Annotated in this window: 22 protein-coding genes; 13 read left to right on the top strand and 9 right to left on the bottom strand. The window is 71.0% G+C overall.

What is annotated here, in order from left to right:
* Positions 1-89 precede the first annotated feature (89 nt).
* From H5397_RS01635 to H5397_RS01610, 6 genes are all read left to right on the top strand, one after another.
* On the top strand, positions 90-716 hold the full coding sequence (locus H5397_RS01635) for a heme-copper oxidase subunit III (protein WP_220491910.1): 627 nt from the start codon (positions 90-92) through the stop codon (positions 714-716).
* 28 nt (positions 717-744) lie between these two features.
* Positions 745-1545, top strand: a complete 801-nt coding sequence (locus tag H5397_RS01630; RefSeq protein ID WP_182814548.1) for a c-type cytochrome — start codon at positions 745-747, stop codon at positions 1543-1545.
* On the top strand, positions 1542-2618 hold the full coding sequence (locus H5397_RS01625; protein WP_375539330.1) for a Rieske 2Fe-2S domain-containing protein: 1077 nt from the start codon (positions 1542-1544) through the stop codon (positions 2616-2618). The genes H5397_RS01630 and H5397_RS01625 overlap by 4 nt, the downstream gene beginning before the upstream one ends.
* A complete protein-coding gene (locus H5397_RS01620; protein ID WP_182814547.1) occupies positions 2618-4297 on the top strand; it encodes a ubiquinol-cytochrome c reductase cytochrome b subunit in 1680 nt (559 codons plus the stop codon). The genes H5397_RS01625 and H5397_RS01620 overlap by 1 nt, the downstream gene beginning before the upstream one ends.
* Positions 4298-4371: 74 nt before the next feature.
* Positions 4372-5043 (top strand): GNAT family N-acetyltransferase, encoded by a 672-nt coding sequence (locus H5397_RS01615; RefSeq protein WP_309224246.1) that lies wholly within the window; start codon positions 4372-4374, stop codon positions 5041-5043.
* Between the two features lie 9 nt (positions 5044-5052).
* Positions 5053-6510: a GuaB1 family IMP dehydrogenase-related protein gene (locus H5397_RS01610; RefSeq protein ID WP_182814546.1), complete on the top strand. Its 1458-nt coding sequence runs from the start codon at positions 5053-5055 to the stop codon at positions 6508-6510.
* 170 nt (positions 6511-6680) lie between these two features.
* Here H5397_RS01610 and H5397_RS01605 read toward each other — a convergent pair whose 3' ends face one another.
* From H5397_RS01605 to H5397_RS01575, 7 genes are all read right to left on the bottom strand, one after another.
* Complete coding sequence (locus H5397_RS01605; protein WP_182814545.1) at positions 6681-7097, bottom strand: cytochrome c oxidase subunit 4; 417 nt, start codon at positions 7095-7097, stop codon at positions 6681-6683.
* Entirely contained in the window at positions 7094-8818 is a 1725-nt protein-coding gene (gene ctaD / locus H5397_RS01600; protein ID WP_182814544.1) for a cytochrome c oxidase subunit I, read from the bottom strand. Before ctaD ends, H5397_RS01605 begins: the two co-directional genes overlap by 4 nt.
* 4 nt (positions 8819-8822) lie before the next feature.
* Positions 8823-9572 carry a cytochrome c oxidase subunit II gene (gene coxB / locus H5397_RS01595; protein ID WP_182814543.1) on the bottom strand — a complete coding sequence of 250 codons (750 nt, stop codon included), beginning with the start codon at positions 9570-9572 and terminating at the stop codon, positions 8823-8825.
* 278 nt (positions 9573-9850) lie between these two features.
* Positions 9851-10207, bottom strand: coding sequence for an iron-sulfur cluster assembly accessory protein (locus H5397_RS01590; RefSeq protein ID WP_182814542.1), 357 nt, complete (start codon positions 10205-10207; stop codon positions 9851-9853).
* A gap of 100 nt (positions 10208-10307) precedes the next feature.
* Positions 10308-11330 carry a glycerate kinase gene (locus H5397_RS01585; RefSeq protein WP_182814541.1) on the bottom strand — a complete coding sequence of 341 codons (1023 nt, stop codon included), beginning with the start codon at positions 11328-11330 and terminating at the stop codon, positions 10308-10310.
* Positions 11327-11617 (bottom strand): hypothetical protein, encoded by a 291-nt coding sequence (locus H5397_RS01580; protein WP_182814540.1) that lies wholly within the window; start codon positions 11615-11617, stop codon positions 11327-11329. The genes H5397_RS01585 and H5397_RS01580 overlap by 4 nt, the downstream gene beginning before the upstream one ends.
* 1 nt (position 11618) lies before the next feature.
* On the bottom strand, positions 11619-12470 hold the full coding sequence (locus H5397_RS01575) for a PspA/IM30 family protein (protein ID WP_182814539.1): 852 nt from the start codon (positions 12468-12470) through the stop codon (positions 11619-11621).
* A gap of 165 nt (positions 12471-12635) precedes the next feature.
* Here H5397_RS01575 and H5397_RS01570 point away from each other — a divergent pair, with 165 nt between their 5' ends.
* Complete coding sequence (locus tag H5397_RS01570; RefSeq protein ID WP_182814538.1) at positions 12636-13190, top strand: DUF3043 domain-containing protein; 555 nt, start codon at positions 12636-12638, stop codon at positions 13188-13190.
* Positions 13190-13393 (top strand): hypothetical protein, encoded by a 204-nt coding sequence (locus H5397_RS01565; protein WP_182814537.1) that lies wholly within the window; start codon positions 13190-13192, stop codon positions 13391-13393. The genes H5397_RS01570 and H5397_RS01565 overlap by 1 nt, the downstream gene beginning before the upstream one ends.
* Before the next feature lies 1 nt (position 13394).
* Here the strand turns inward: H5397_RS01565 and H5397_RS01560 are convergent, their stop codons facing one another.
* On the bottom strand, positions 13395-13673 hold the full coding sequence (locus H5397_RS01560; RefSeq protein WP_182814536.1) for a hypothetical protein: 279 nt from the start codon (positions 13671-13673) through the stop codon (positions 13395-13397).
* A complete protein-coding gene (gene gcvT / locus H5397_RS01555; RefSeq protein ID WP_182814535.1) occupies positions 13670-14767 on the bottom strand; it encodes a glycine cleavage system aminomethyltransferase GcvT in 1098 nt (365 codons plus the stop codon). The genes H5397_RS01560 and gcvT overlap by 4 nt, the downstream gene beginning before the upstream one ends.
* Before the next feature lie 32 nt (positions 14768-14799).
* Between gcvT and H5397_RS01550 the strand changes: the two genes are divergently transcribed.
* The 5 genes from H5397_RS01550 to lipA all read left to right on the top strand — a co-directional run bounded on the left by H5397_RS01550 (position 14800) and on the right by lipA (position 22215).
* Entirely contained in the window at positions 14800-16338 is a 1539-nt protein-coding gene (locus H5397_RS01550) for a leucyl aminopeptidase (RefSeq protein WP_243760879.1), read from the top strand.
* Positions 16339-16441: 103 nt separating this feature from the next.
* Positions 16442-18223, top strand: a complete 1782-nt coding sequence (sucB, locus tag H5397_RS01545; RefSeq protein ID WP_182814534.1) for a 2-oxoglutarate dehydrogenase, E2 component, dihydrolipoamide succinyltransferase — start codon at positions 16442-16444, stop codon at positions 18221-18223.
* Positions 18224-18306: 83 nt separating this feature from the next.
* Positions 18307-19038, top strand: a complete 732-nt coding sequence (gene lipB / locus H5397_RS01540) for a lipoyl(octanoyl) transferase LipB (RefSeq protein ID WP_243760878.1) — start codon at positions 18307-18309, stop codon at positions 19036-19038.
* A gap of 10 nt (positions 19039-19048) precedes the next feature.
* Entirely contained in the window at positions 19049-21241 is a 2193-nt protein-coding gene (locus tag H5397_RS01535; protein ID WP_182814532.1) for a 6-phosphofructokinase, read from the top strand.
* 26 nt (positions 21242-21267) lie between these two features.
* The gene (gene lipA, locus H5397_RS01530) at positions 21268-22215 is read left to right on the top strand and encodes a lipoyl synthase (protein ID WP_182814531.1); all 948 of its coding nucleotides are present in this window, start codon (positions 21268-21270) and stop codon (positions 22213-22215) included.

The following is a 22215-nucleotide window of genomic DNA, read 5'->3' as shown; positions in this document are numbered from 1 at the left end:
CGAAGTCGAGCGCGGTCCCGGTCATCCCTCACGGTGCCATCCACCCGATTGCCCCTGCACGCCTCCACGGCGTCAAGGGCAAGCCGGACATGCTGGCCGTCGGCACGGTGATCTGGCTTGCCAGCGAACTCATGTTCTTCGCAGCGTTGTTCGCGGCGTACTTCAACCTCCGCAACCACACCACCGCCATGGCGGTGGCCGGTGAGCCGACGATGTGGGAGTGGGGCACGTCCCACTTCATGCAGGACTGGTTCGGCATCAACCTGCCGTGGTTCTCGCTGATCAACACGACGATCCTGGTGCTGAGCTCCATCACCTGCCAGATCGGCGTGTTCCGTGCGGAGAAGGGCTACGTCTCCCGCACCGGCAGCATCCTCAACCCGGCGTCGTGGGGCATGCGCGAGTGGTACATCCTCACCTTCATCATGGGAGCCTTCTTCATCGGCGGCCAGGCCTACGAGTACTTCCTCCTGACCTCCGAGGGCTTCGTGCTCCAGACCAACGCCTACACCTCGGCGTTCTACCTCGCCACCGGCTTCCACGGCCTGCACGTGCTCGGTGGCCTCATCGCCTTCCTGCTCATGATCGGGCGCACCTACCTGGCACGCACGTTCACCCATGAGCAGCGGGTCCACGCGATCGTGACGTCGTACTACTGGCACTTCGTCGACATCGTGTGGATCATCCTCTTCGCGGTGATCTACCTCATCCGCTGACCTGTCCCCGACTTCGAAAGGCGCATCGATGCGACTCGGATCCTCCAGAAGGCGGCACAGGGCGGCACGTCCCCTCTCGCTGGTGCTCGCGCTCTTCCTCATGGGAGCGCTGTACGCCGCCCTCTCCCCCGCCACCCAAGTGGCCGCCGACACGGGCATGTCCGCCCAGGTCGCCGAGGGCAAGGCACTGTTCCAGGTGACGTGCTCCTCGTGCCACGGCCTCAACGGTGAAGGCACCACCCAGGGTCCGTCCCTGGTCGGCGTCGGCGCCGCCGCGGTCGAGTTCCAAATGGCGACGAACCGCATGCCGATGGCGAAGCCCGGTGCGCAGGCTCCCCGCAAGGTGGTGCAGTACACCGCCGAGGAGATCAACAACATCGCCCGCTACGTGCACACCCTCGGCCCCGGCCCCGACATCCCCAACAGCTCGGCGTACGACTACAGCGCGCTGACCGATGAGGACATCGCCAGGGGCGGCGAGCTCTTCCGCACCAACTGCTCGGCCTGCCACCAAGCCGCGGCCAACGGCGGCGCCCTGCCCAACGGCAAGTACGCCCCCGCACTGCACGGCGTCGAGCCGCTTCACATCTACGAGGCCATGCGCACCGGCCCCCAGCAGATGCCGGTCTTCTCCGCCGGGGCCATCCCCGACGAGGACGTCGCCGCCATCATCGGCTACCTCAAGGGCATCGAGGAGCAGCCGTCCTCCGGCTTCTCGCTCGGCGGCCTCGGCCCGGTGACCGAGGGCTTCGCCGGCTGGGTCATCGGCATCGGCGGCCTCTGCCTGATCGCCACCTGGATCGCTTCGACGGGAGCACGCGCGAAATGACGCCTGAACACTCCACTTCCCTCGCCACGACCGAGGACGACGCCCTGCTGCACCCGATCCCCAACCCGGGCATCGAGCACCACGCCGAGCGTTACACCGACGTCGACGCGAAGGCCGCCGACCGCGCCTACAAGCAGGTCGTGGGCATCTTCGGGCTGGTCCCGCTGCTGGCGATCGCCTTCGTGGTGATCTACTTCGCGGTCCCGCGCCACGCGACGGCCAACCTCCTGGGCGTCAACTGGCACGTGCACACCTTGCTGCTCGGCCTCACGGGCGGCCTCGCCGTCCTGCTCATCGGTGTCGGCGCCATCCACTGGTCGCGCCAGTTGATGAACGACACCGAGATCGCGGAGGAACGGCACGCCGCCGCGTCCACCGACGAAGAGAAGGACGCGTTCGTCGAGAAGCTCAACGCGGGCATCGCCGACGCGGGCGTCCATCGCCGTGGCCTGCTGGTCACCTCGCTCGGCGGCGCGCTCGGCATCCTCGCCGTGCCGGCGCTGGTGACGCTGGCCGACCTCGGTCCCTGGCCGACCGCGGCCGTCCGCCGCGAGACCATCGAGAAGACCGTCTGGGCCGACGGCGTCCGCGTCGTCAACGACGCCAACCGCCTGCCCCTGAAGGCCTCCGACATCGAGATCGGCCAGCTGGTCAACGCCGAGCCCGAGAACCTCTGGGACCTGCACGGCAAGGACTACATGAACATGAAGTCCAAGACGCCGCTGGTCGTGGTCCGCATGGACCCGAACACGATCAAGATCCCCGAGTCCCGCAAGGACTGGCACGTCGGCGGCATCCTGGCCTACAGCAAGATCTGCACCCACGTCGGTTGCCCGATCTCGCTGTGGGAGCAGCAGACGCACCACCTGCTGTGCCCCTGCCACCAGTCGACGTTCGACCTGGGCAACTCCGGCGTCGTGGTCTTCGGCCCCGCCGCCCGCGCGTTGCCCCAGCTGCCGCTGAAGGTGGACGCCGAGGGTTACCTCGTCGCCCAGAGCGACTTCACGGTGCCGGTCGGCCCCAGCTACTTCGAGCGCGACTCGCGCAACGACTACAAGGACGGTGACGAGTGATGGCCAAGCCCACTGGCATCGCAGCGGAGGGCGAGGTCCTCCAGACCCGTACCCCCGACCAGGGTGGCGCCCTCAAGACCATGCCCGCCCCGGCCACGTGGCTCGACGAGCGCATCGGCCTGGCCAAGCTCGGCAAGGCCGCGCTGCGCAAGGTCTTCCCCGACCACTGGTCGTTCCTGCTGGGCGAGATCGCCCTGTACAGCTTCATCGTCCTGCTGCTCACGGGCATCTTCCTGACGATCTGGTTCCGTCCGTCGATGGCCGAGATCGAGTACCAGGGCAGCTACGAGCTCATGCGCGGCCTGCACATGAGCCAGGCGTTCGAGTCGACGCTGCAGATCAGCTTCGACGTCCGCGGTGGCATGCTGGTCCGCCAGATCCACCACTGGGGCGCCATCCTCTTCATGGCCGCCATGACCGCGCACATGCTCCGCGTGTTCTTCACCGGTGCGTTCCGCAAGCCGCGTGAGCTCAACTGGCTCATCGGTGTCGTCCTGCTCAGCCTCGGCATGATCGCCGGCATGACCGGTTACTCCCTGCCCGACGACCTGCTGTCCGGCACCGGCCTCCGGTTCACCGACGGCGCGATCCGCTCCATCCCGCTGGTGGGCACCTGGATCGAGTTCTTCGTCTTCGGTGGCGAGTACCCCGGCGACATGATCATCGCCCGCTTCTACATGGCGCACATCCTGCTGCTGCCGGCGATCCTCCTCGGCCTGATCTCGGCGCACATGGCGCTGGTCGTGTACCACAAGCACACCCAGTTCCCCGGCCCCGGCCGCACCGAGAACAACGTGGTCGGCTACCCGCTGTTCCCCGTCTACATGGCCAAGGCCGGCGGCTTCTTCTTCATCGTGTTCGGCGTGCTGGTCCTCATGGGCGCCACGATGTCGATCAACCAGGTCTGGCTCTACGGCCCGTACAACCCCGCCCAGGTCACCGCCGGCTCGCAGCCCGACTGGTACATGGGCTGGGTCGAGGGCGCGGTCCGCATCATGCCGGGCTGGGAGTCGCACTGGGGGGGCACCACGTGGTCCTGGAACATCTTCCTGCCGTTCGCCGTCCTGATGGGCATCTTCTACACCGCCCTCGCGGTGTGGCCCTTCGTCGAGGCGTGGCTGACCGGCGACAAGCGCCCGCACCACATCCTCGACCGCCCGCGCAACGCGCCCACGCGCACCGCGCTCGGCGTGGCCGGCATGACCTTCTACGGCCTCATGTGGGCTGGCGGTGGCAACGACATCATCGCGACGCAGTTCAACGTCTCGCTGAATGCCGTGACCTACTTCCTCCGCGTTGCGGTCTTCGTCGGCCCCGTGATCGCGTTCATCATCACCAAGCGCCTGTGCCTGTCGCTGCAGCGCGCCGACCGTGAGCGCGTCCTCCACGGGTCCGAGTCCGGCATCATCGTCCGGAGCCCGGCCGGCGGCTACTCCGAGCCGCACGTGCCGATCTCCGACGACGAGGCGTTCACGCTCACCCAGCACCGGCAGTACCCGCCGCTGGAGGAGACCCCGTCCCACGACGAGCACGGCGTCAAGACCAGCGACCCGAACAAGGTCAGCGGCCTCCGCGCCCGCCTGTCCGCCTGGTACACCGGTGACGACATCGTCAAGCCCACGCGTGACGAGATCGCCGCCTCCCACCACCACGAGGACGAGCCCAAGCAGATCCACTGAGTGGCCTGACCACGAAGGGCCCCCTCCCACGGGAGGGGGCCCTTCGCCGTTCCGGGCCCACTAGCCTGACCCCCGTGGGACAGGACGCCGCCACCCTCTTGGGTGCCTACGACGAGCACCTGCGCGGGCCGGTCGAGCTCGCCGGGGCAACGGACGTCGCCACCGACGGCCCCCTCTACCGCGGGCGCTTCAGCGACACCGGCTTCGTCACCCATCGGCCCCTGGCGCCAGGGGCCGACCTGCCTGCCCTGGTGGCCCGCACGATCGCCCACTTCGCGGCCACCGACGTGGTCGAGTTCGAGTGGAAGACCAGGGGCCACGACCTGCCCGGGCTCGCTCCCCTGCTGCGCGCGCACGGCCTGGTGCCCGGCCCGGAGGAGACCCTCATGGTCGGGCCCGTCGACCTCGCCCTCGGCGAGTCCGCGGGGCCGGTCACGGTCCGGCGCGCGGGTGCCGACGGGGACACCACGCTGTGGCTGGCCGAGGCCGACGGCGTCCTCGTCGGGACCGGACGGCTGGAGGTCGTGCCCGGGACCCCCTTCGCCGGGCTCTGGGGAGGGGCCGTGGACCCCGCGTGGCGGCATCGGGGCGTCTACCGGGCACTCACGGCCGCCCGCGCGCGGTATGCCCGGGCCCACGGCGTCCGGCTGCTGCACAGCGACTGCCTGCCGACCTCCCGGCCGATCCTGGAGCGGGCGGGCCTCGTCGCGGTGGGCACCACCACGCCGTGGGTGTGGCGTCGGTAGCATGGCGCGGTGCGTTTCACCACTGGCAAGCCCGAGTTCGACCTGACCTACGACGACGTCTTCATGTCGCCGACGCGTTCGTCGGTCCGCTCCCGCATGGACGTCGACCTCACCTCCACCGACGGCCTGTCCCTGCCCACCCCGCTGGTGGTGGCGAACATGACCGCGATCTCCGGCCGCCGCATGGCCGAGACGGTCGCGCGCCGCGGGGCGATCGCGATCATCCCCCAGGACCTGTCCCGCGCCGCGGCCTCCACGGCCATCGCGCGCGTGAAGGGCGGCCACCCGGTCTTCGACACCCCGATCACGATCACACCCGACACGATCGTGGCCGACGCGCTGCCCCTCGTGGCCAAGCGCGCCCACGGCGTCGCGGTGGTGCTCGAGGGTCGGCGTCCGGTCGGCCTGGTGTCGGTCTCGGAGGCGTCGGGCGTCGACCGGTTCGTGCCGGTGCACGAGGTGATGACGACCGACCTCACGCTGGTGCCGGCGACGGCCACCCCGGGCGAGGTGTTCGACACGCTCACCGAGACCCGCCGCAAGATCGCCATCGCCGTCGACGAGGCGGGCGACCTGGTCGGCGTGCTCACCACCAAGGGCGCCATGCGGTCGGCGATCTACTCCCCCGCCACCGACGCCCAGGGCCGGCTCGCCATCGGCGCGGCGGTCGGCATCTCCCGCGAGGCGGCGGACCGGGCGCGGCTCCTGCTCGAGCAGGGCGCCGACGTGCTGGTCATGGACACCGCGCACGGCCACCAGGACCGCATGCTCGAGACCATCGTGGCGGTCCGGGAGATCCGGGACGCGCACCAGGCGGCCACCGGCGTCCGGGTGCCGCTGGTCGGCGGCAACGTCGTCACGGGCGAGGGGACGCTGGACCTGATCGAGGCCGGCGCCGACATCGTGAAGGTCGGGGTCGGGCCCGGCGCCATGTGCACCACCCGCATGCAGACCGGCGTGGGGCGTCCGCAGTTCTCGGCCGTCATGGACTGTGCCGAGGCGGCCGCCGACGTGGGCAAGGCCATCTGGGCCGACGGCGGCGTCCGCCACCCCCGCGACGTCGCGCTCGCCCTCGCGGCCGGGGCCGGGGCGGTCATGATCGGCTCCTGGTTCGCCGGCACGCACGAGTCCACCGGCCCCCTGCTGCACGACCCCAACGGCCGGGCCTACAAGGAGTCGTTCGGCATGGCGTCCGCGCGCGCCGTGCGCGCCCGCACGCAGCAGCAGTCGTTCTTCGAGCGCGCCCGCGCGGGCCTGTTCGAGGAGGGCATCTCCAGCTCGCGCATGTACCTCGACCCGGCCCGCCCCGGCGTGGAGGACCTGATCGACTTCATCACCTCGGGCGTGCGCTCCTCGTGCACCTACGCCGGGGCCCGCACGCTGCCGGACTTCCACGCCCGGGCCACGATCGGCGTCCAGAGCCGCTCTGGCTACGAGGAGGGGCGCCCGCTGCACAGCAGTTGGTGACCCCCGCCCGACCCGACCCGTCTCGACACTCACCCTCCTGACACGCCAGAGGCCAGATTCGGCCCCTCAGGCGTCGGGAGGGTGAGTGTCGACCTTCCGGCCCGGTTCCACACAGAAACGCCTCAGGCGGCCCCTGAGGGCCGCCTGAGGCGTCTTGCGAGCCGGGTGGCTCAGTGCTTGTAGTCGCCGACGTAGAACTCGTACGCCCAGCCGCAGACGACCCAGATGCCGATGCCGATGCCCAGCAGGGTCAGCCACCAGCCGAACACCGGGCCCAGCAGGATGACCATGATGGCCACGGTCGACCAGAAGGGGACGATCGAGGTGGGCGGGAAGAAGCCCAGCGCACCGGCGCCCTCGATGATCTCGCTGTCGGCGCGGTCCTCGGGGCGGGGCCCCGTGGAGCGGCCGGTCAGGAAGAGCAGGCCCCAGACCATCGCCGAGAACAGGAGCGTCAGGATCAGGACCGTCGTGCCGATCGGCTCGGGGTGACCGGCCACCGAGTCCCACGTCATGAAGGCGTACACCGGTGCCACGATCGCGAAGAAGATGACCAGGAACAGGAAGAGCTTCGCTTCGGTCTTCATCGGGCGTTCTCCTCGTTGGCCTCGGACTCCTCGGCGACGATGGCCTCCTGCAGCGGGTTGACCGGGTGCGGGCCCATGCCGGAGATCTCAGGGTGGTGCAGGTCGAAGGCGGGAGCCTCGCTGCGGATGCGCGGCAGCTTGGTGAAGTTGTGCCGCGGCGGCGGGCAGGAGGTCGCCCACTCCAGCGAGCGTCCCCAGCCCCACGGGTCGTCCACCGTCACGCGCGGGGCGTTCTTGTGGCTCTTGTAGACGTTCCACAGGAACGGCAGCATCGAGATGCCCAGCAGGAACGAACCGACGGTCGAGACCTGGTTGAGGAAGGTGAAGTCCTCACCCGGGAGGTAGTCGGCGATACGACGCTGCATGCCCTCGATGCCCAGCCAGTGCTGCACGAGGAAGGTCAGGTGGAAGCCGGCGAACACGAGCCAGAAGTGCAGCTTGGCGAGCTTCTCGTCCAGCATGTAGCCGTACCACTTCGGCCACCAGAAGTAGAAGCCGGCGAACATCGAGAACACGACGGTGCCGAACAGCACGTAGTGGAAGTGCGCGACCACGAAGTAGGTGTCGGACACCTGGAAGTCCAGCGGCGGGGAGGCGAGGATGACGCCCGTCAGGCCACCGAAGAGGAACGTGGTCAGGAAGCCGACGGCCCACAGCATCGGGCTGTCGAGCCTGACCGAGCCGTTCCACATCGTGCCGATCCAGTTGAAGAACTTCACGCCCGTCGGGACGGCGATCATGAAGGTCATGAACGAGAAGAACGGCAGGTTGACCGCGCCGGTCACGTACATGTGGTGCGCCCACACCGAGATGGACAGGGCACCGATGGCCAGCGTGGCGCCGACCAGGCCGATGTAGCCGAAGATCGGCTTGCGGCTGAACACGGGGATGATCTCGGTGATGATGCCGAAGAACGGCAGCGCGAGGACGTAGACCTCGGGGTGGCCGAAGAACCAGAACAGGTGCTGCCACAGCATGGCGCCACCGGTGGCGGCGTCGAGGATGTGGGTGCCGAGCACGCGGTCGGACAGCAGCACCAGCAGGCCGGCGGCCAGCACCGGGAAGACGACCAGGATCAGGATGGACGTGACGAGGATGTTCCAGGTGAACATCGACATGCGGAACATCGTCATGCCGGGGGCGCGCATCGTCACGATGGTCGTGATGAAGTTCACGGCACCCAGGATCGAGGACAGGCCCAGCAGGTAGAGGCCGACCAGCCACAGGTCGCCACCGACACCCGGGGAGTGCACGGCGTCCGACAGCGGGACGTACGCGAACCACCCGAAGGAGGCGGCGCCGTCGGGGCTGAGGAAGCCGGCGCAGGCGAGCACCGAGCCGCCGACGTACAGCCAGTAGCTGAACATGTTCAGGCGCGGGAACGACACGTCGGGGGCGCCGATGTGCAGCGGCATGAGTGCGTTGGCGAACGCGGCGAACATCGGCGTCGCGAACATCAGCAGCATGATCGTGCCGTGCATGGTGAAGAACTGGTTGAAGGTCTCGTAGTACAGGTACTGCAGACCCGGGAACGCCAGCTCGGCACGGATGGCCAGCGCGAGCAGGCCACCGAAGGCGAAGAAGAACAGCGCCGTCCAGATGTACAGCTTGGCGATGACCTTGTGGTCGGTCGTGGTCATCCACGACCAGAAGATCGCGCCCAGGTTCTCCTTGCGGGCCGGGCGGACGGCGGTCGCGTCAACGCGTGCAGTGGTGGTCATGGGATCAGCCCTCCGTCTTCGGCCCGGTCTGGGGGAACTGCGGAATGATCGGCGCGGTGTCCTGACCGGTCTCGGCCAGCTCCTTGATCCGCGCGTTGTACTCCTCGACGGGCACGACCTCGACGTAGAACACCATGGCCGCGTGGTAGGTGCCGCAGAGCTCGGCGCACTTGCCGAGGAACGTGCCCTCCTTGGTCGCGGTGACGTCGAACGAGTTGGTGCGACCCGGGATCACGTCGAGCTTGAAGTAGAAGTCGGGGATCCAGAACGAGTGGATGACGTCAGCGGAGTCGAGCTTGAAGCGCACCGGCTCGTTGAGCGGCATGACCAGCGTCGGGATCTCCTCCAGGGTGCCGACGGTGTGCGCGTCGACGCCGACGGCGGGGTTGTCCGCCTCCTTGTAGCTGAAGCTCCACGACCACTTCTGGCCGATGACGTCGACCTTGTGGACCGCGTCGTCGCTCTCCTTGGCCAGGACGCCGTTCTGGGCCTGGACGGTGAAGAAGAACAGCACGCCGATGATCAGGAACGGCACCAGCGTGTACATGATCTCCATCGGGAGGTTGTACTTGATCTGGCGGGGCACCTCGTCATCGCTGCGGCGGCGGTAGCGGAAGACCGCCCACCCGATGAGGGCCCACACGATGACGCCGATCACCATCGAGGCGATCCACGCACCGTTCCAGAGGTTCCCGATGAAGGGGGCGCGGTCACTGGCCGCCTCTGGCAGGCCCCACCTGCCCCACTGCTCCATGGTTGCCTGGGTACAACCACTGAGTGCCACGGCGCCCACGATGGCGGCGGTGGCACCAGCGATGCGTCGTGCGGCCCTGGACGTTCGGTACGAAGCCACGTCACACCCTTCCGATGCTTGTCCGACCGGGCGCCACGTGAGGGCAGCACCCGGTCGAGCTGTCGATGCTCGGCGTCAGACTAACCCAAACAAGCATCCCGTCGCCTCTTGCGAAGCGACGGGATGTCGAAGCGTGGGACGAACGTGTCCCAACCGTGACCTGAGGGTCACGGCACCGATCAGTGGAAGCTGTCCCCACAGGCGCAGGAGCCACCGGCGTTCGGGTTGTCGATGGTGAAGCCCTGCTGCTGGATGGTGTCCACGAAGTCGATCGTGGCGCCGGCCAGGTAGGGGGCGCTCATGCGGTCGGTGACGACCTTGACGCCGTACCACTCCTTCTCGACGTCGCCGTCGAGCTCGCGGTCGTCGAGGGCCAGCTGGTAGCGCAGGCCCGAGCAGCCGCCGGGGGCCACGGAGATGCGCAGGGCCAGGCCCTCCTCGCCCTCGCTGGCCGCGAGGTCGGAGACCTTCTTGGCCGCGCCCTCGGTCAGGATGATGCCGTCGGCCAGGGCCTCGGTCTGGGTGTCAACGCTCATGGGAGTTCCTCCGGGTGAAGTCTTGTGTGCCGGTTCAACGCCCGGCGGGGCGCCCCGTATTCCGGCGGCGGACCCGACCAGTCTAGGTCACGTGGCAAGCTCACCAGGTCCAGCTCGCGGCGACCCCGGCCACGCGCCGCGTGAGCTCGGGCCCATCGAGGTCCTCGGGGCCACCCACGGGGTAGGCCACCTCCACGCCGAAGGTGCGCAGTTCGCGCCCCGAGATGTCGACCTCGCGGGCGACCACCACCACGGGGCGCATGGTCCGCTCCCCCAGCGCCGCGACCTCGGGCACGACGTCCCCGCCACGCGAGGCGAAGTCCACGTGGTCGGCCCCGGTGACCAGCACGTCGGCGAGGGACGCCGTGCGCTCCAGCCCGGCGACCGCCGAGCAGAGCGACGGACCGGACATCACGGTGGCGCCGAGCGCCGTCAGGGCGAGGACGGCACCACCGGCGGCGCCCAGGCCCGGGGCGTCCGGTTGGCCGAGCGCGCCCGCGAGGGTGCCGAGGGCGGCGTCGGTGGCCAGCATGAGGGCCGGGTCCGTCCCGGCGGCGCGACCGCGGCGGGAGGTGAGCCCGCGCAGGCCGAGCAGCATGTCCTGCAGCTCGGACGGGTCGACGACCGCGACGAGCTCCGTCCCTCCCACGCGCGCGCGGGCGGGCGCGAGGTCGAGGGTGGTGAGGCCGCCCAAGGCACCCGCCCCGGCGTCCAGCGGCACGTCGGCCGCCGCGCCCAGCGCGGCGAGGATGCCGGCCCCGCCGTCGTGGGTGACCAGCCCGGTCAGGTCGACCACCACCCGCTCCGGCCCGGACGCCAGCGCCTCGGCCAGCGCGCGCCCCACCCCCACCGAGGTGGAGTGCGGGTCGACGCCGGTCGGCTCCTCGTCGCCGTGGACGTGGTCGTGGTGGACGTGGCCGTGGGCGGCGCCGGGGTCGCGCACGACGGGCGACGCGTCGCCCAGCGCGGCCAGCGCGAGCGCCAGGTCGGGCCCGCCGGACGCGATCGGCACGACGGCCACCTGCGTGCCCGGACGGGCGGCGACGAAGGCACGACCGAGCGCGGCCCCCGCGTCGGCTGACGCGAGGGCCCCGATGCGGTCGGTGCAGACGACGACCCTCACTCCGGGATCAGCCCCGAGTGCTCGTCGCTGCGGCCGATCCACTCCCGCACCTGCTCCACGCCGGCGTCGGCGTCGGGCAGGATCAGGTCGGAGTCGATCAGGAGGTCGTCGTCGAGGACGACGCCCTGGCTGCGGACCTCGGCCAGCAGGCGCTCGAGGGCCCGCTTGAGCCACTCCTCGTCGCCGGCGACCGCCGCGGCCTCGACGTCGTCGTCCAGCGCGTTGAGGATGTCGAGCTCGGCGTCCTCGAGCCGGTACTGGCCCTCACCGAGGATGCGGACGATCACGTCACACCCCCTGGGCCGGCTTGCCCTGCTCGGGCGCGTGGCCCTCGGGGGCCTCCGCGGTGGGTGCGACCTCGTCGACCTCCGCGTCCACCGGCTCGGCCGGGGCCGACGGCAGCTGCGGGGTGGCCTGCGGGGCGGCACCGGTGGTCAGCTGGCCCATGGACGCCTTCAGCGCGGCCAGCTCGTTCTCGACCTGGGAGGAGGACGCCAGCGAGTCGAGCTCACGGGTGATGTCGTCCTTGAAGCTGCCGCTGGGGTCCTCCAGCGCGCCGGAGGCGAGCAGCTCGTCGATGGCACCGGCGCGGGCCTGCATCTGGGCCGTCTTGTCCTCGGCCCGCTGGATCGCCAGGCCGACGTCGCCCATCTCCTCGGAGATGCCGGTGAAGGCCTCGTTGATGCGGGTCTGTGCCTCGGCGGCGGAGTAGGTGGCCTTGATGGTCTCCTTGCGGGTGCGGAACGCGTCGACCTTGGCCTGCAGGCGGGTGGACGCCCGGACGAGCTTCTCCTCCTCGCCCTGCAGGGTCGCGTGCTGGGCCATCAGGTCGTCGAGCTGGCCCTGGAGGCCGGACTTGCGGGTGAGCGCCTCGCGGGCCAGGTCCTCGCGGTTGACCTCGAGGGCGCGGGACGCCGACAGCGTCAGCTTCTTCATCTCGGCGTCCAGCTGGTTGGCCTGGAGCTCCACCCGCTTGCGGCTGGTGGCCACGTCGGCGACGCCGCGACGCACCTTCTGCAGCAGCTCGAGCTGGCGCTGGTAGGAGTAGTCGAGGGTCTCGCGGGGATCCTCCAACTTGTCCAGCGCCTTGTCGGCCTTGGCGTTGAAGACAAGCTTGAGGCGTTCGAACAAACCGGCCATGGTGGTCGTGGGTCCTTCCGTGGGAACGGGGGTAACGCCCATCAGCCTAGCCGCGCTCCCCGGCACGCGGCAGGGCGCAGCCGCGGGTGGTGACCCGGAACGAACCCTGAGCCGTGGAATAGACTGGTCGGCGATCCGCACCCGTTGAGTCGAAGCAGAGGAACCGTGTCCCTGTTCAAGAAGTCCGCCGAGCCCGAGCCGACGCCCGAGCCCGAGGCGTCCGTGCACGCCCCCGGCGGCAAGAAGTCGGCGCCCACGCCCACCCGTCGCGAGGCCGAGGCGGCCCGCCGGGCGCGACTCAACCCCCAGCTCTCCCCCAAGGAGGCCCGCCGCCGCGAGCGCCAGGCCCAGTACGCGGTGCGCGACAAGCAGTTCGCCGCCGTCGAGGCCTCCCCGGCCCGCACGCTGATGCGCGACCACGTCGACGCCCGCTTCAACCCGGCCGAGTTCGCGATGCCGATCCTGCTCGGCATCATGGCGGCCACCCTGATCCCGGCGCTGCTCCCCCACATCCAGTGGTTCCTGTACGCCTCCTGGGCCTACATCGCGGTGATGGTCGCCGACGTGGTGCTGATGTGGCGCAGCTACAAGCGGCTGCTCGCCGAGCGCCACCCCGGCACGCCGCTGCGCGGCCTGCTGATGTACGGCTTCAACCGCCAGATGACGTTCCGCCGCTGGCGCCGTCCCGCGCCGCGGATCAAGCGGGGGGAGGCGTACTGATGCCGTTCACCTGGGCCGCCGACAACGCCCCCGACGCCGCGGCCGCCACCGAGGCGGGCCTCGGCCGGGAGTTCGCCACGCAGGCCGACGCCGAGGCGTGGCTGACCGAGTCCTTCGAGGACCTCGTGGACGCCGGCGTCGACGCCGTCACCCTCCTGGAGGAGGGCCGGGTCGTCTACGGCCCGATGAGCCTGCACGCCTGATTCAGGCGGTGCGCCTCCGGTCGGCGACCGCGAGCGCGGCGCCGAAGCCGGCCACGACCACCCCCGTGCCGACCATGACCGGCGTGGACAGCCGCAGCGCGTCCAGCCGGTCGTCGTAGGTCTGCACCTTCGTGCCCTCGGCGTTGTGGCACACGTCGCCGGGGCCCATCCGGACGCCCCGGCACTCGATCGTCGGGTTGAACCAGGTCAGGAGCGCCCACACGACCACGGCCACGCCGACCACGGCGAGGGCGACGTGGGCCCAGAAGCGGTGGCTCAAGCGGATCGCACCTGCGTCTGCACGAACGGGGGCTTCACGACCTCGAACTGCTCGACGTTGCGGCGCACCTGGACGCCGACCTGCGTCCCAGGCGTGTACTCGGGCGCCAGCAGCGCCAGGCCGATGCCGACCTGCAGCGTCGGGGAGAAGGTCCCGGACGTGACCGTCCCGACGACGTTGCCGTCGGCGTCCACGCACTCCATGCCGGGGCGCGGGATCGCGCGTCCGGACGATTTGATGGCGCGCGAGCGGCGGGCCGGGCCGGTCTCCTTGGCCGCGCGGAGGGCGTCCGCACCCCAGAAGGTGGGCTTGGACCACCCGACGGCCCAGCCGGCGCCGGCCTCGACCGGGTTGATCTCGAGCGACAGCTCGTGGCCGTGCAGCGGGTAGCCCATCTCGGTGCGCAGGGTGTCGCGGGCGCCGAGGCCGCACGGCAGCATGCCGAACTCCTCGCCGGCGGCGACCACGGCGTCCCAGACGGTCAGGGCGTCCTCGGTGCGGCAGACCAGCTCGTAGCCGCGCTCGCCGGTGTAGCCGGTGCGGCACACGGTCAGCGGGACGCCGTCGAAGGTGGCCTCGCGGAACTGCATGTAGTCGAAGTCGGCCACGACGCCGAGCTTCTCGAGCAGCTCGTCGGAGTGCGGGCCCTGGACGGCGATGATCGCGTAGTCGTCGTGCTCATTGGTGACGGTGATGCCCTCGGGGGCGGCCTCTTCGAGGCGGCGGACGACCTCGGTGGTGTTCGCCGCGTTCGGGATCAGGATGACCTCGTCGTCGGAGACCAGGTACTGGATGAGGTCGTCGACCACGCCGCCGTCCTCGGCGCAGCACAGCGTGTACTGGGCCTGCCCCGGGCCGATCTTGCCCAGGTCGTTGGTGAAGCAGGCGTTGACGAAGTCACGGGCGCCGGGGCCGGTGACCCGCGCGTTGCCCAGGTGGCTCACGTCGAAGATGCCCACGGCGTCGCGCACGGCCTTGTGCTCGGCGACGATCGAGGAGTACTGCAGCGGCATCGACCAGCCGCCGAACTCGGCGAACTTGGCCCCGAGCGCGACGTGGCGCTCGTGCAGGGGTGACGTCTTCAGATCAGCCATGATCGAGAACCTACCGCAGGTGGGTAGGGTGAGTGACCGGACCCCACTCGACGTACCCGCTGAAGGAGAAGGACCCCGTGCCCAACGCCGCGCTCCCCTCGATCACCGCTGCCGCGTCCCTGCCGAAGGAGGCCGACCTCCTCGTCGTCGGCCTGGCGGACGCCTCGGACGGCCCCGTCCTCGTCGGGGTTCCCGACGAGCTCGACAAGGCGTGGGCCAAGCGCCACGGGACGTCTCTGCTGGAGTCGGCGCAGTCGATGGGCGCCGCGGCCAAGCCCGGCACCACCGTGGTCCTCCCCGGCCAGCCCGGCCTGGTCGTCACGGGCATCGGCGGGGTCGACGTCACCCCCGAGCAGGTCCGCCGGGCCGCGGGCAACGCGGTGCGCGCCGCAGCCAAGGTGGCCGGCGACCGCACGCTGGCCGTCGCGCTCAGCTTCGAGGCCATCGAGCCCGAGGTGCTGCGCGGCGTCGCCGAGGGCGCGCTGCTCGGCGCGTACGGCTACGCCAAGGAGACCCGCCAGGAGGCCAAGCGGCCCCTCGGCTCGCTCGTGGTCGTCTCCCCCGCCAAGGACGCCAAGGCCCACGTCGACGAGGCGACCGTCGTCGCCACCGCCGTGTGCCGCGCCCGCGACTGGGTGAACACCCCGCCGAACGCCCTCTACCCCGAGACCTTCGCCGACGCCGCCCGTGCGCTGGCGCGCGACGCGCGCCTCGACGTCGAGGTGCTCGACGAGAAGGCGCTGGCCCGCGGCGGCTACGGCGGCATCCTCGGCGTCGGCGGCGGCTCGTCCCGCCCGCCGCGCCTGGTCCGCATCGAGTACAACCCCCGCGGCGCGAAGACCCACCTTGCCCTCGTCGGCAAGGGCATCACCTTCGACACCGGGGGCCTCAACCTCAAGCCCGCCGACGGCATGATCACCATGAAGTGCGACATGGCCGGCGCCGCCGCGGTGATCGCCGCCGTGCGCGCGATCGCCGACCTCAAGCTCAAGGTGCGCGTCACCGCCTACGCGGCCATGGCCGAGAACATGCCCTCGGGTACGGCCTACCGCCCCTCCGACGTGCTGACCATGTACGGCGGCAAGACGGTCGAGAACGCGAACTCGGACGCCGAGGGTCGCCTCGTCATGGCTGACGCGCTGGTCCGTGCCGGGGAGGACAACCCCGACCTGGTCGTCGACGTCGCCACCCTCACGGGCGCCTGCGTGGTCGCCCTGGGCGAGCGCGTGGCCGGGCTGATGGCGTCCGACGACGAGACCGCCGACGACCTGCTGGACGCCGCCGAGGCCTCCGGCGAGGCGTTCTGGCAGTTGCCGATCCCGGAGGAGATCCGCGACAACCTCAAGTCGGAGGTGGCCGACCTGGCCAGCTCGGGCAAGTCCCGCTACGGCGGTGCCCTCACGGCGGCGGCGTTCCTGCAGTCGTTCGTGCCCGAGGGGAACCGTTGGGCGCACCTCGACATCGCCGGCCCCGCGTGGAACGGCGGCGGCCCCTACGACTACGTGCCCACCGGTGGCACGGGGTCCGGGGTCCGCACCCTCATCTCCCTCGCCCGGCAGCTCGCCGGGTGAAATCCACCGTCCGCCAACCGGCGGATCCGGTGTGTGCAGTCCCCCGGCAGGGGGCTAGTCTGGGTCAGGAAACGGCCAGTCATCGAAGAAGGAGCCTGTGAGCATGCCGACCAATGTCCCCCTTCCCGCACTGGGTGAAAGCGTCACGGAAGGCACCATCTCCCGCTGGCTGAAGCAGGTCGGCGACACCGTCGAGGTCGACGAGGCGCTGGTGGAGGTGTCGACCGACAAGGTCGACACCGAGATCCCGTCGCCGGCGGCCGGCACGGTGCTCGAGATCCTCTTCCAGGAGGACGACACCGCCGAGGTCGGCGCCGTCCTGGCCGTGATCGGCGAGCCCGGCGAGGCCTCCGGCGGCGGCGACGCCCCCGCGGCCGCCCCGGCCGAGGAGGTCCAGGAGGTGGCCGACACCCCCGCCGAGGAGCAGGCCGCCCCGGTCGACCCGAGCGCGGCCGAGCAGCAGGCCGCCGCGGCCCCCTCCGGTGGTGCCGCGCAGGGCACCGAGGTGACCCTGCCCGCGCTGGGTGAGTCCGTCACCGAGGGCACCATCTCCCGCTGGCTCAAGGCCGTCGGCGACACCGTCGAGGCCGACGAGGCCCTGGTCGAGGTCTCCACCGACAAGGTCGACACCGAGATCCCCTCCCCCGCCGCCGGCACCCTCCTCGAGATCCGCGTCCAGGAGGACGAGACCGCCGAGGTCGGCGCCGTCCTGGCCATCATCGGCGACCCCACCGCCGCCGGCTCCGCCCCCGCCGAGGCCCCCGCGGCCCCCGCCCAGGAGGAGCCCAAGCAGCAGGAGGCCCCGAAGGAGGAGCCGAAGCAGGAGGCTCCCCAGGAGCCCAAGCAGGAGGCCCCGAAGCAGGAGGCTCCCAAGGAGGAGGCCGCGCCGCGCCGGGCCGCCGAGGCGCCCGACACCAGCTACGTGACCCCGCTGGTCCGCAAGCTCGCCGCCCAGCACGGCATCGACCTGAACTCGGTGCAGGGCTCCGGCGTCGGTGGCCGCATCCGCAAGCAGGACGTCCTGGCCGCCGCCGAGGCCGCCAAGGCCCCGAAGCAGGAGGCCCCCGCCGCCGCTCCGGCTGCTGCTCCCGCCGCCGCTGCACCGGCCGCCCCGGCCGCACCCGCGGCGTCCGCCCCGCAGGGTGACCCGGCCGCCGAGGCCAAGCGCGGCACGACCGAGAAGATGTCGCGCCTGCGCAAGATCATCGCCTCGCGCATGGTCGAGTCCCTGCAGGTCTCGGCGCAGCTCACGGCGACGGTCGAGGTCGACCTGACCAACATCAGCAAGATCCGCGCGAAGGCCAAGGACGCCTTCAAGGCCCGCGAGGGTGCCTCGCTGTCGTACCTGCCGTTCATCACGAAGGCGGCGGTCGAGGGCCTGAAGAACTTCCCGAAGCTCAACGCGCAGATCGACACCGAGGCCGGCGAGATCCACTACCGCGACTCCGAGCACGTCGGCATCGCCGTGGACACCGAGCGTGGCCTGCTGGTCCCGGTCGTCAAGGACGCGGGTGACCTCAACGTCACCGGCCTGGCCAAGAAGATCGCCGACATCGCGGCGCGGACCCGCACCAACAAGGTGGGCCCCGACGAGCTGTCCGGCGGCACCTTCACCATCACGAACTACGGGTCGGCGGGCACGCTGTTCGACACCCCGATCGTGAACCAGCCCGAGGTCGCCATCCTCGGCACCGGCGCGCTCGTGAAGCGCCCGGTCGTCGTGAACGACCCCGAGCTGGGTGAGGTCATCGCGATCCGCGACATGATGTACCTGTCGCTGTCCTACGACCACCGCCTGGTCGACGGTGCCGACGCCGCGCGCTTCCTCTCCTTCGTGAAGGCGCGCCTGGAGGAGGGCGACTTCGGGGCCGAGTTCGGCGCCTGATGCACACCGCAGCACACCGACGGGCCCGCTCCCAGCATGGGGGCGGCCCGTCGGCGTCCCGGGATGCGCGTACAGTGCCCGGCGTGCAGCATCCCTCCACCCGTGACGGGTTCACGTTCGAGTACCTGGGCTTCGACGGCACCGACCTGGCCCCCAGCGACTACCGCGCGACCTGGGACTACCAGCGCGCCGTCCACGCCCGGGTGGTCGCCGGAGAGGTCGGCCCGCAGGTGCTCTACGTGCAGCACCCGCCCGTCTACACCGCCGGACGCCGCACCCTCGACACCGAGCGCCCCTTCGACGGCACCCCGGTGATCGACGTCGACCGCGGCGGCAAGATCACCTACCACGGCCCCGGCCAGCTGGTCGGCTACCCGATCGTGACGCTGTCGCGCCAGATCGGACCCCTCGAGTACGTGCGCCGCCTCGAGCAGGCGGTGATCGACGTGCTGGCCCCGCTCGGCATCCGTGGTGGGCGGGTCGACGGGCGCACCGGCGTCTGGCTGCCCGCCGACGACGGACGCCCCGAGCGCAAGATCTGCGCCATCGGCATCCGGGTGTCACGGATGACGACCATGCACGGGTTCGCCCTCAACGTGTCCGCCGACTCGGTCGGCCCGTTCGGCAACATCGTGCCGTGCGGCATCGACGACGCCGGCGTGACCAGCATCGCCGACGAGGTCGGCTCGGCCGCCGCGCTGGTCGACGTCGCCCGGGACCTGGAGCCCCTGCTGGCCCGTGAGCTCGCCTTCGCCCTCGAGACAGGTGCGGCCGGTCGCGCCGCGCGACTCCCCGTGGAGGCCGCGGGGGCCTAGGGTTGGGTCCATGGCAGTGCGCATCGGTGTCCTGACCTCGGGCGGGGACGCCCCCGGCATGAACGCGGCCGTGCGGGCCGTGGTCCGCGCCGGCATCGGCGCCGGCGCCGAGGTCTACGGGATCCTCGAGGGTTGGAAGGGCGCCGTCGACGGGGGCGACCAGATCCGCCCGCTGTCGTGGGACGACGTGTCCGGCATCACCGCCGACGGCGGCACCGTGATCGGCACCGCCCGGTGCGCCGAGTTCCGCACCGAGGAGGGCCGGCGCCGGGCCGCGGCGAACCTCATCGGCCACGGCATCGACCGCATCATCGTGATCGGCGGCGACGGCTCCCTCACCGGCACCGACATGCTGCGCGCCGAGTGGCCCGACCACGTGGCCGCCCTGCGGGACGCCGGCGAGATCACCCCCGAGCAGGCCGAGCGCCACGGGCACCTGGTCATCGCCGGCCTCGTCGGGACGATCGACAACGACATGGTCGGCACCGACATGACGATCGGCACCGACTCCGCCCTCCACCGCATCACCGAGGCGATCGACGCCATCGCCAGCACCGCGGCGTCCCACCAGCGCATCTTCGTCGTCGAGGTGATGGGCCGCCACTGCGGCTACCTCGCCCTGATGAGCGCGATCGCGGGCGGTGCCGACTACGCGCTGGTGCCCGAGTTCCCGCCCGAGGCGGGCTGGCAGTCGCACCTGGCGTCGGTGCTGAAGCGATCCCGCGACGCAGGGCGGCGCAGCTCGATCGTCGTGGTGGCCGAGGGCGCCGCCGACCGGCAGGGGCGTCCCATCACGGCCGACGACGTGCGCAGCGCGCTGGCCGACGAGATGGGCGAGGACCCCCGCGTCACGATCCTGGGCCACGTCCAGCGCGGTGGCATCCCCTCGGCCTACGACCGGTGGATGGCGTCCCTGGTCGGGCACGCGGCCGTCGACGAGGTGCTGCGGGGCGATCGCGAGCCGCAGGTCATCGGCGTCCGGGCCAACCGCCCGCACCCCATGCCGCTGGCGGACGCCGTGGCCGCCACCCGCGCCGTGGCCACGTTCGTCGAGGAGGGGCGCTACGAGGAGGCCATGGCCGCCCGCGGCAGCTCCTTCGTCCAGATGCACAAGACCTTCCGCCGGCTGTCGGAGGCCCGCACCCGCGGTCCCGAGCACGCCACCGGCAAGCGCATCGCCGTCATGCACGCGGGCGGGCTCGCGCCGGGCATGAACCCCGCCGCGAAGGCCCTGGTCCGGCTGGGCGTCGACCGCGGGCACACGATGGTGGGGGTCGAGGGCGGCTTCCCGGGCCTGATCGCGGGCGACCTGCACGAGCTCGGGTGGGCCGACGTCGAGGGCTGGTCGTCGGCGGGCGGGGCCAACCTGGGCACCCAACGGTGGATCCCCGGCGAGGAGGACCTCTACGCCCTTGCGCGCTCGATCGAGACCCAGGCCCTGGACGGCATCGTCGTCATCGGCGGGTTCCAGGCCTACCGGGCGCTCACCCTGTTCCACGCCGAGCGCAAGCGGTTCCCCGCCCTGGGGATCCCGATGGTGGTCGTGCCGGCGTCCATCGACAACAACCTTCCCAGCCTGCAGATGGCCATCGGTGCCGACACCGCCCTCAACGTGGCGGTCGAGTCGGTGGACCGGATCAAGCGGTCCGCGTCGGCCACGCAGCGGGCGTTCGTGGTCGAGGTGATGGGACGCCGGTGCGGCTTCCTCGCCCTGACCACCGGTGTCGCCGCCGGCGCCGAGCGCGTCTACCTGCAGGAGGACGGGCTCACCATCGCCGACCTCAAGGAGGACGTGGACGCGATGATCGAGGCCTTCGCGTCCGGGCAGGACCGGTGGCTGGCGATCCGCAACGAGGAGGCGTCCGCGTTCTACACCACCGACCTGCTGACCCGGATGTTCGAGGCCGAGGGTCGGGGCGCGTTCAGCGTCCGCGGCGTGGTGCTCGGCCACGTCCAGCAGGGCGGCATCCCGACCCCCTTCGACCGCATCAACGGCGTCCGGCTGGCCGCGCAGGTGACCGACTGGATGACCGAGGCGCTGGCGTCCGGCGAGGCCGTGCACGGGTTCACCACACCGGAGGGCGTCCGGTCGGTGCGCGACCTGGACGACCTCGTGGACTGGGACGTGCGGCGTCCGAAGGAGCAGTGGTGGATGGTGCTGAAGCCGGTGCTGTCCGCCCTCGGGAGCCGCCCGACGGCATGACCCGTACCCGAGCCTAGGATGGTCGGGTGACCGACACCCAGCCACGTCGACTGCTGCGCATCGAGGCGCGCAACGCAGAGACCCCGATCGAACGCAAGCCGGCCTGGATCAAGACCAAGGCGGTGATGGGCCCGGAGTACCGGGACATGCAGTCACGGGTGAAGGGCGGCGGCCTGCACACGGTGTGCCAGGAGGCCGGGTGCCCCAACATCTTCGAGTGCTGGGAGGACCGCGAGGCCACCTTCCTCATCGGCGGCGACCAGTGCACGCGCCGCTGCGACTTCTGCCAGATCGCGACGGGGCGTCCGTCGGGCTACGACAAGGACGAGCCGCGCCGCGTCGCCGAGTCGGTGCGCGAGATGGGCCTGCGCTACGCGACCGTGACCGGCGTGGCCCGCGACGACCTGCCCGACGGCGCGTCGTGGCTGTACGCCGAGACCTGCCGCCAGATCAAGGAGCTCAACCCCGGTTGCGGCGTCGAGCTGCTGGTCGACGACTTCAAGGGCTCGCGCTCTGCGCTGGAGACGGTGTTCGAGGCGGCCCCCGAGGTGTTCGCGCACAACGTCGAGACCGTGCCACGGATCTTCAGGCGCATCCGTCCGGCGTTCGACTACGACCGCTCGCTGTCGGTGCTGGCCCAGGCCCGCGAGGCGGGGCTGGTGACCAAGTCGAACCTGATCCTGGGCATGGGCGAGACGCGCGAGGAGATCACTCAGGCCCTGGTCGACCTGCGCTCGGCGGGCACCGAGCTGGTCACGATCACGCAGTACCTGCGCCCGTCAGCCAAGCACCACCCGATCGACCGCTGGGTGACGCCCGAGGAGTTCGGTGAGCTTGAGACCGAGGCGAAGGCCCTAGGATATGCAGGAGTGCTCTCGGGGCCGCTCGTCCGCTCGTCCTACCGTGCGGGCCGGCTCTACCGCCAGGCGATCGATGCCCGGCGCAAGGCACCCGTGACGACCAGCGTGGAGTGA

Origin of the sequence: Propioniciclava sp. MC1683 (assembly GCF_014164675.1) — a bacterium.
GTDB lineage: Bacteria > Actinomycetota > Actinomycetes > Propionibacteriales > Propionibacteriaceae > Propioniciclava.
The sequence above is the reverse complement of the archived record's forward strand: the minus strand, read 5'-3'. Positions and strand labels throughout refer to the sequence as shown.

Coding starts and splice junctions, on each gene's coding strand:
- H5397_RS01635 (WP_220491910.1), top strand. CDS start 90: ATGCTGGCCGTCGGCACGGTGATCTGGCTTGCCAGCGAACTCATGTTC.
- H5397_RS01630 (WP_182814548.1), top strand. CDS start 745: ATGCGACTCGGATCCTCCAGAAGGCGGCACAGGGCGGCACGTCCCCTC.
- H5397_RS01625 (WP_375539330.1), top strand. CDS start 1,542: ATGACGCCTGAACACTCCACTTCCCTCGCCACGACCGAGGACGACGCC.
- H5397_RS01620 (WP_182814547.1), top strand. CDS start 2,618: ATGGCCAAGCCCACTGGCATCGCAGCGGAGGGCGAGGTCCTCCAGACC.
- H5397_RS01605 (WP_182814545.1), bottom strand. CDS start 7,097: ATGAAGACCGAAGCGAAGCTCTTCCTGTTCCTGGTCATCTTCTTCGCG.
- ctaD (WP_182814544.1), bottom strand. CDS start 8,818: ATGACCACCACTGCACGCGTTGACGCGACCGCCGTCCGCCCGGCCCGC.
- coxB (WP_182814543.1), bottom strand. CDS start 9,572: ATGGAGCAGTGGGGCAGGTGGGGCCTGCCAGAGGCGGCCAGTGACCGC.
- H5397_RS01590 (WP_182814542.1), bottom strand. CDS start 10,207: ATGAGCGTTGACACCCAGACCGAGGCCCTGGCCGACGGCATCATCCTG.
- H5397_RS01575 (WP_182814539.1), bottom strand. CDS start 12,470: ATGGCCGGTTTGTTCGAACGCCTCAAGCTTGTCTTCAACGCCAAGGCC.
- H5397_RS01565 (WP_182814537.1), top strand. CDS start 13,190: ATGCCGTTCACCTGGGCCGCCGACAACGCCCCCGACGCCGCGGCCGCC.
- gcvT (WP_182814535.1), bottom strand. CDS start 14,767: ATGGCTGATCTGAAGACGTCACCCCTGCACGAGCGCCACGTCGCGCTC.
- sucB (WP_182814534.1), top strand. CDS start 16,442: ATGCCGACCAATGTCCCCCTTCCCGCACTGGGTGAAAGCGTCACGGAA.
- H5397_RS01535 (WP_182814532.1), top strand. CDS start 19,049: ATGGCAGTGCGCATCGGTGTCCTGACCTCGGGCGGGGACGCCCCCGGC.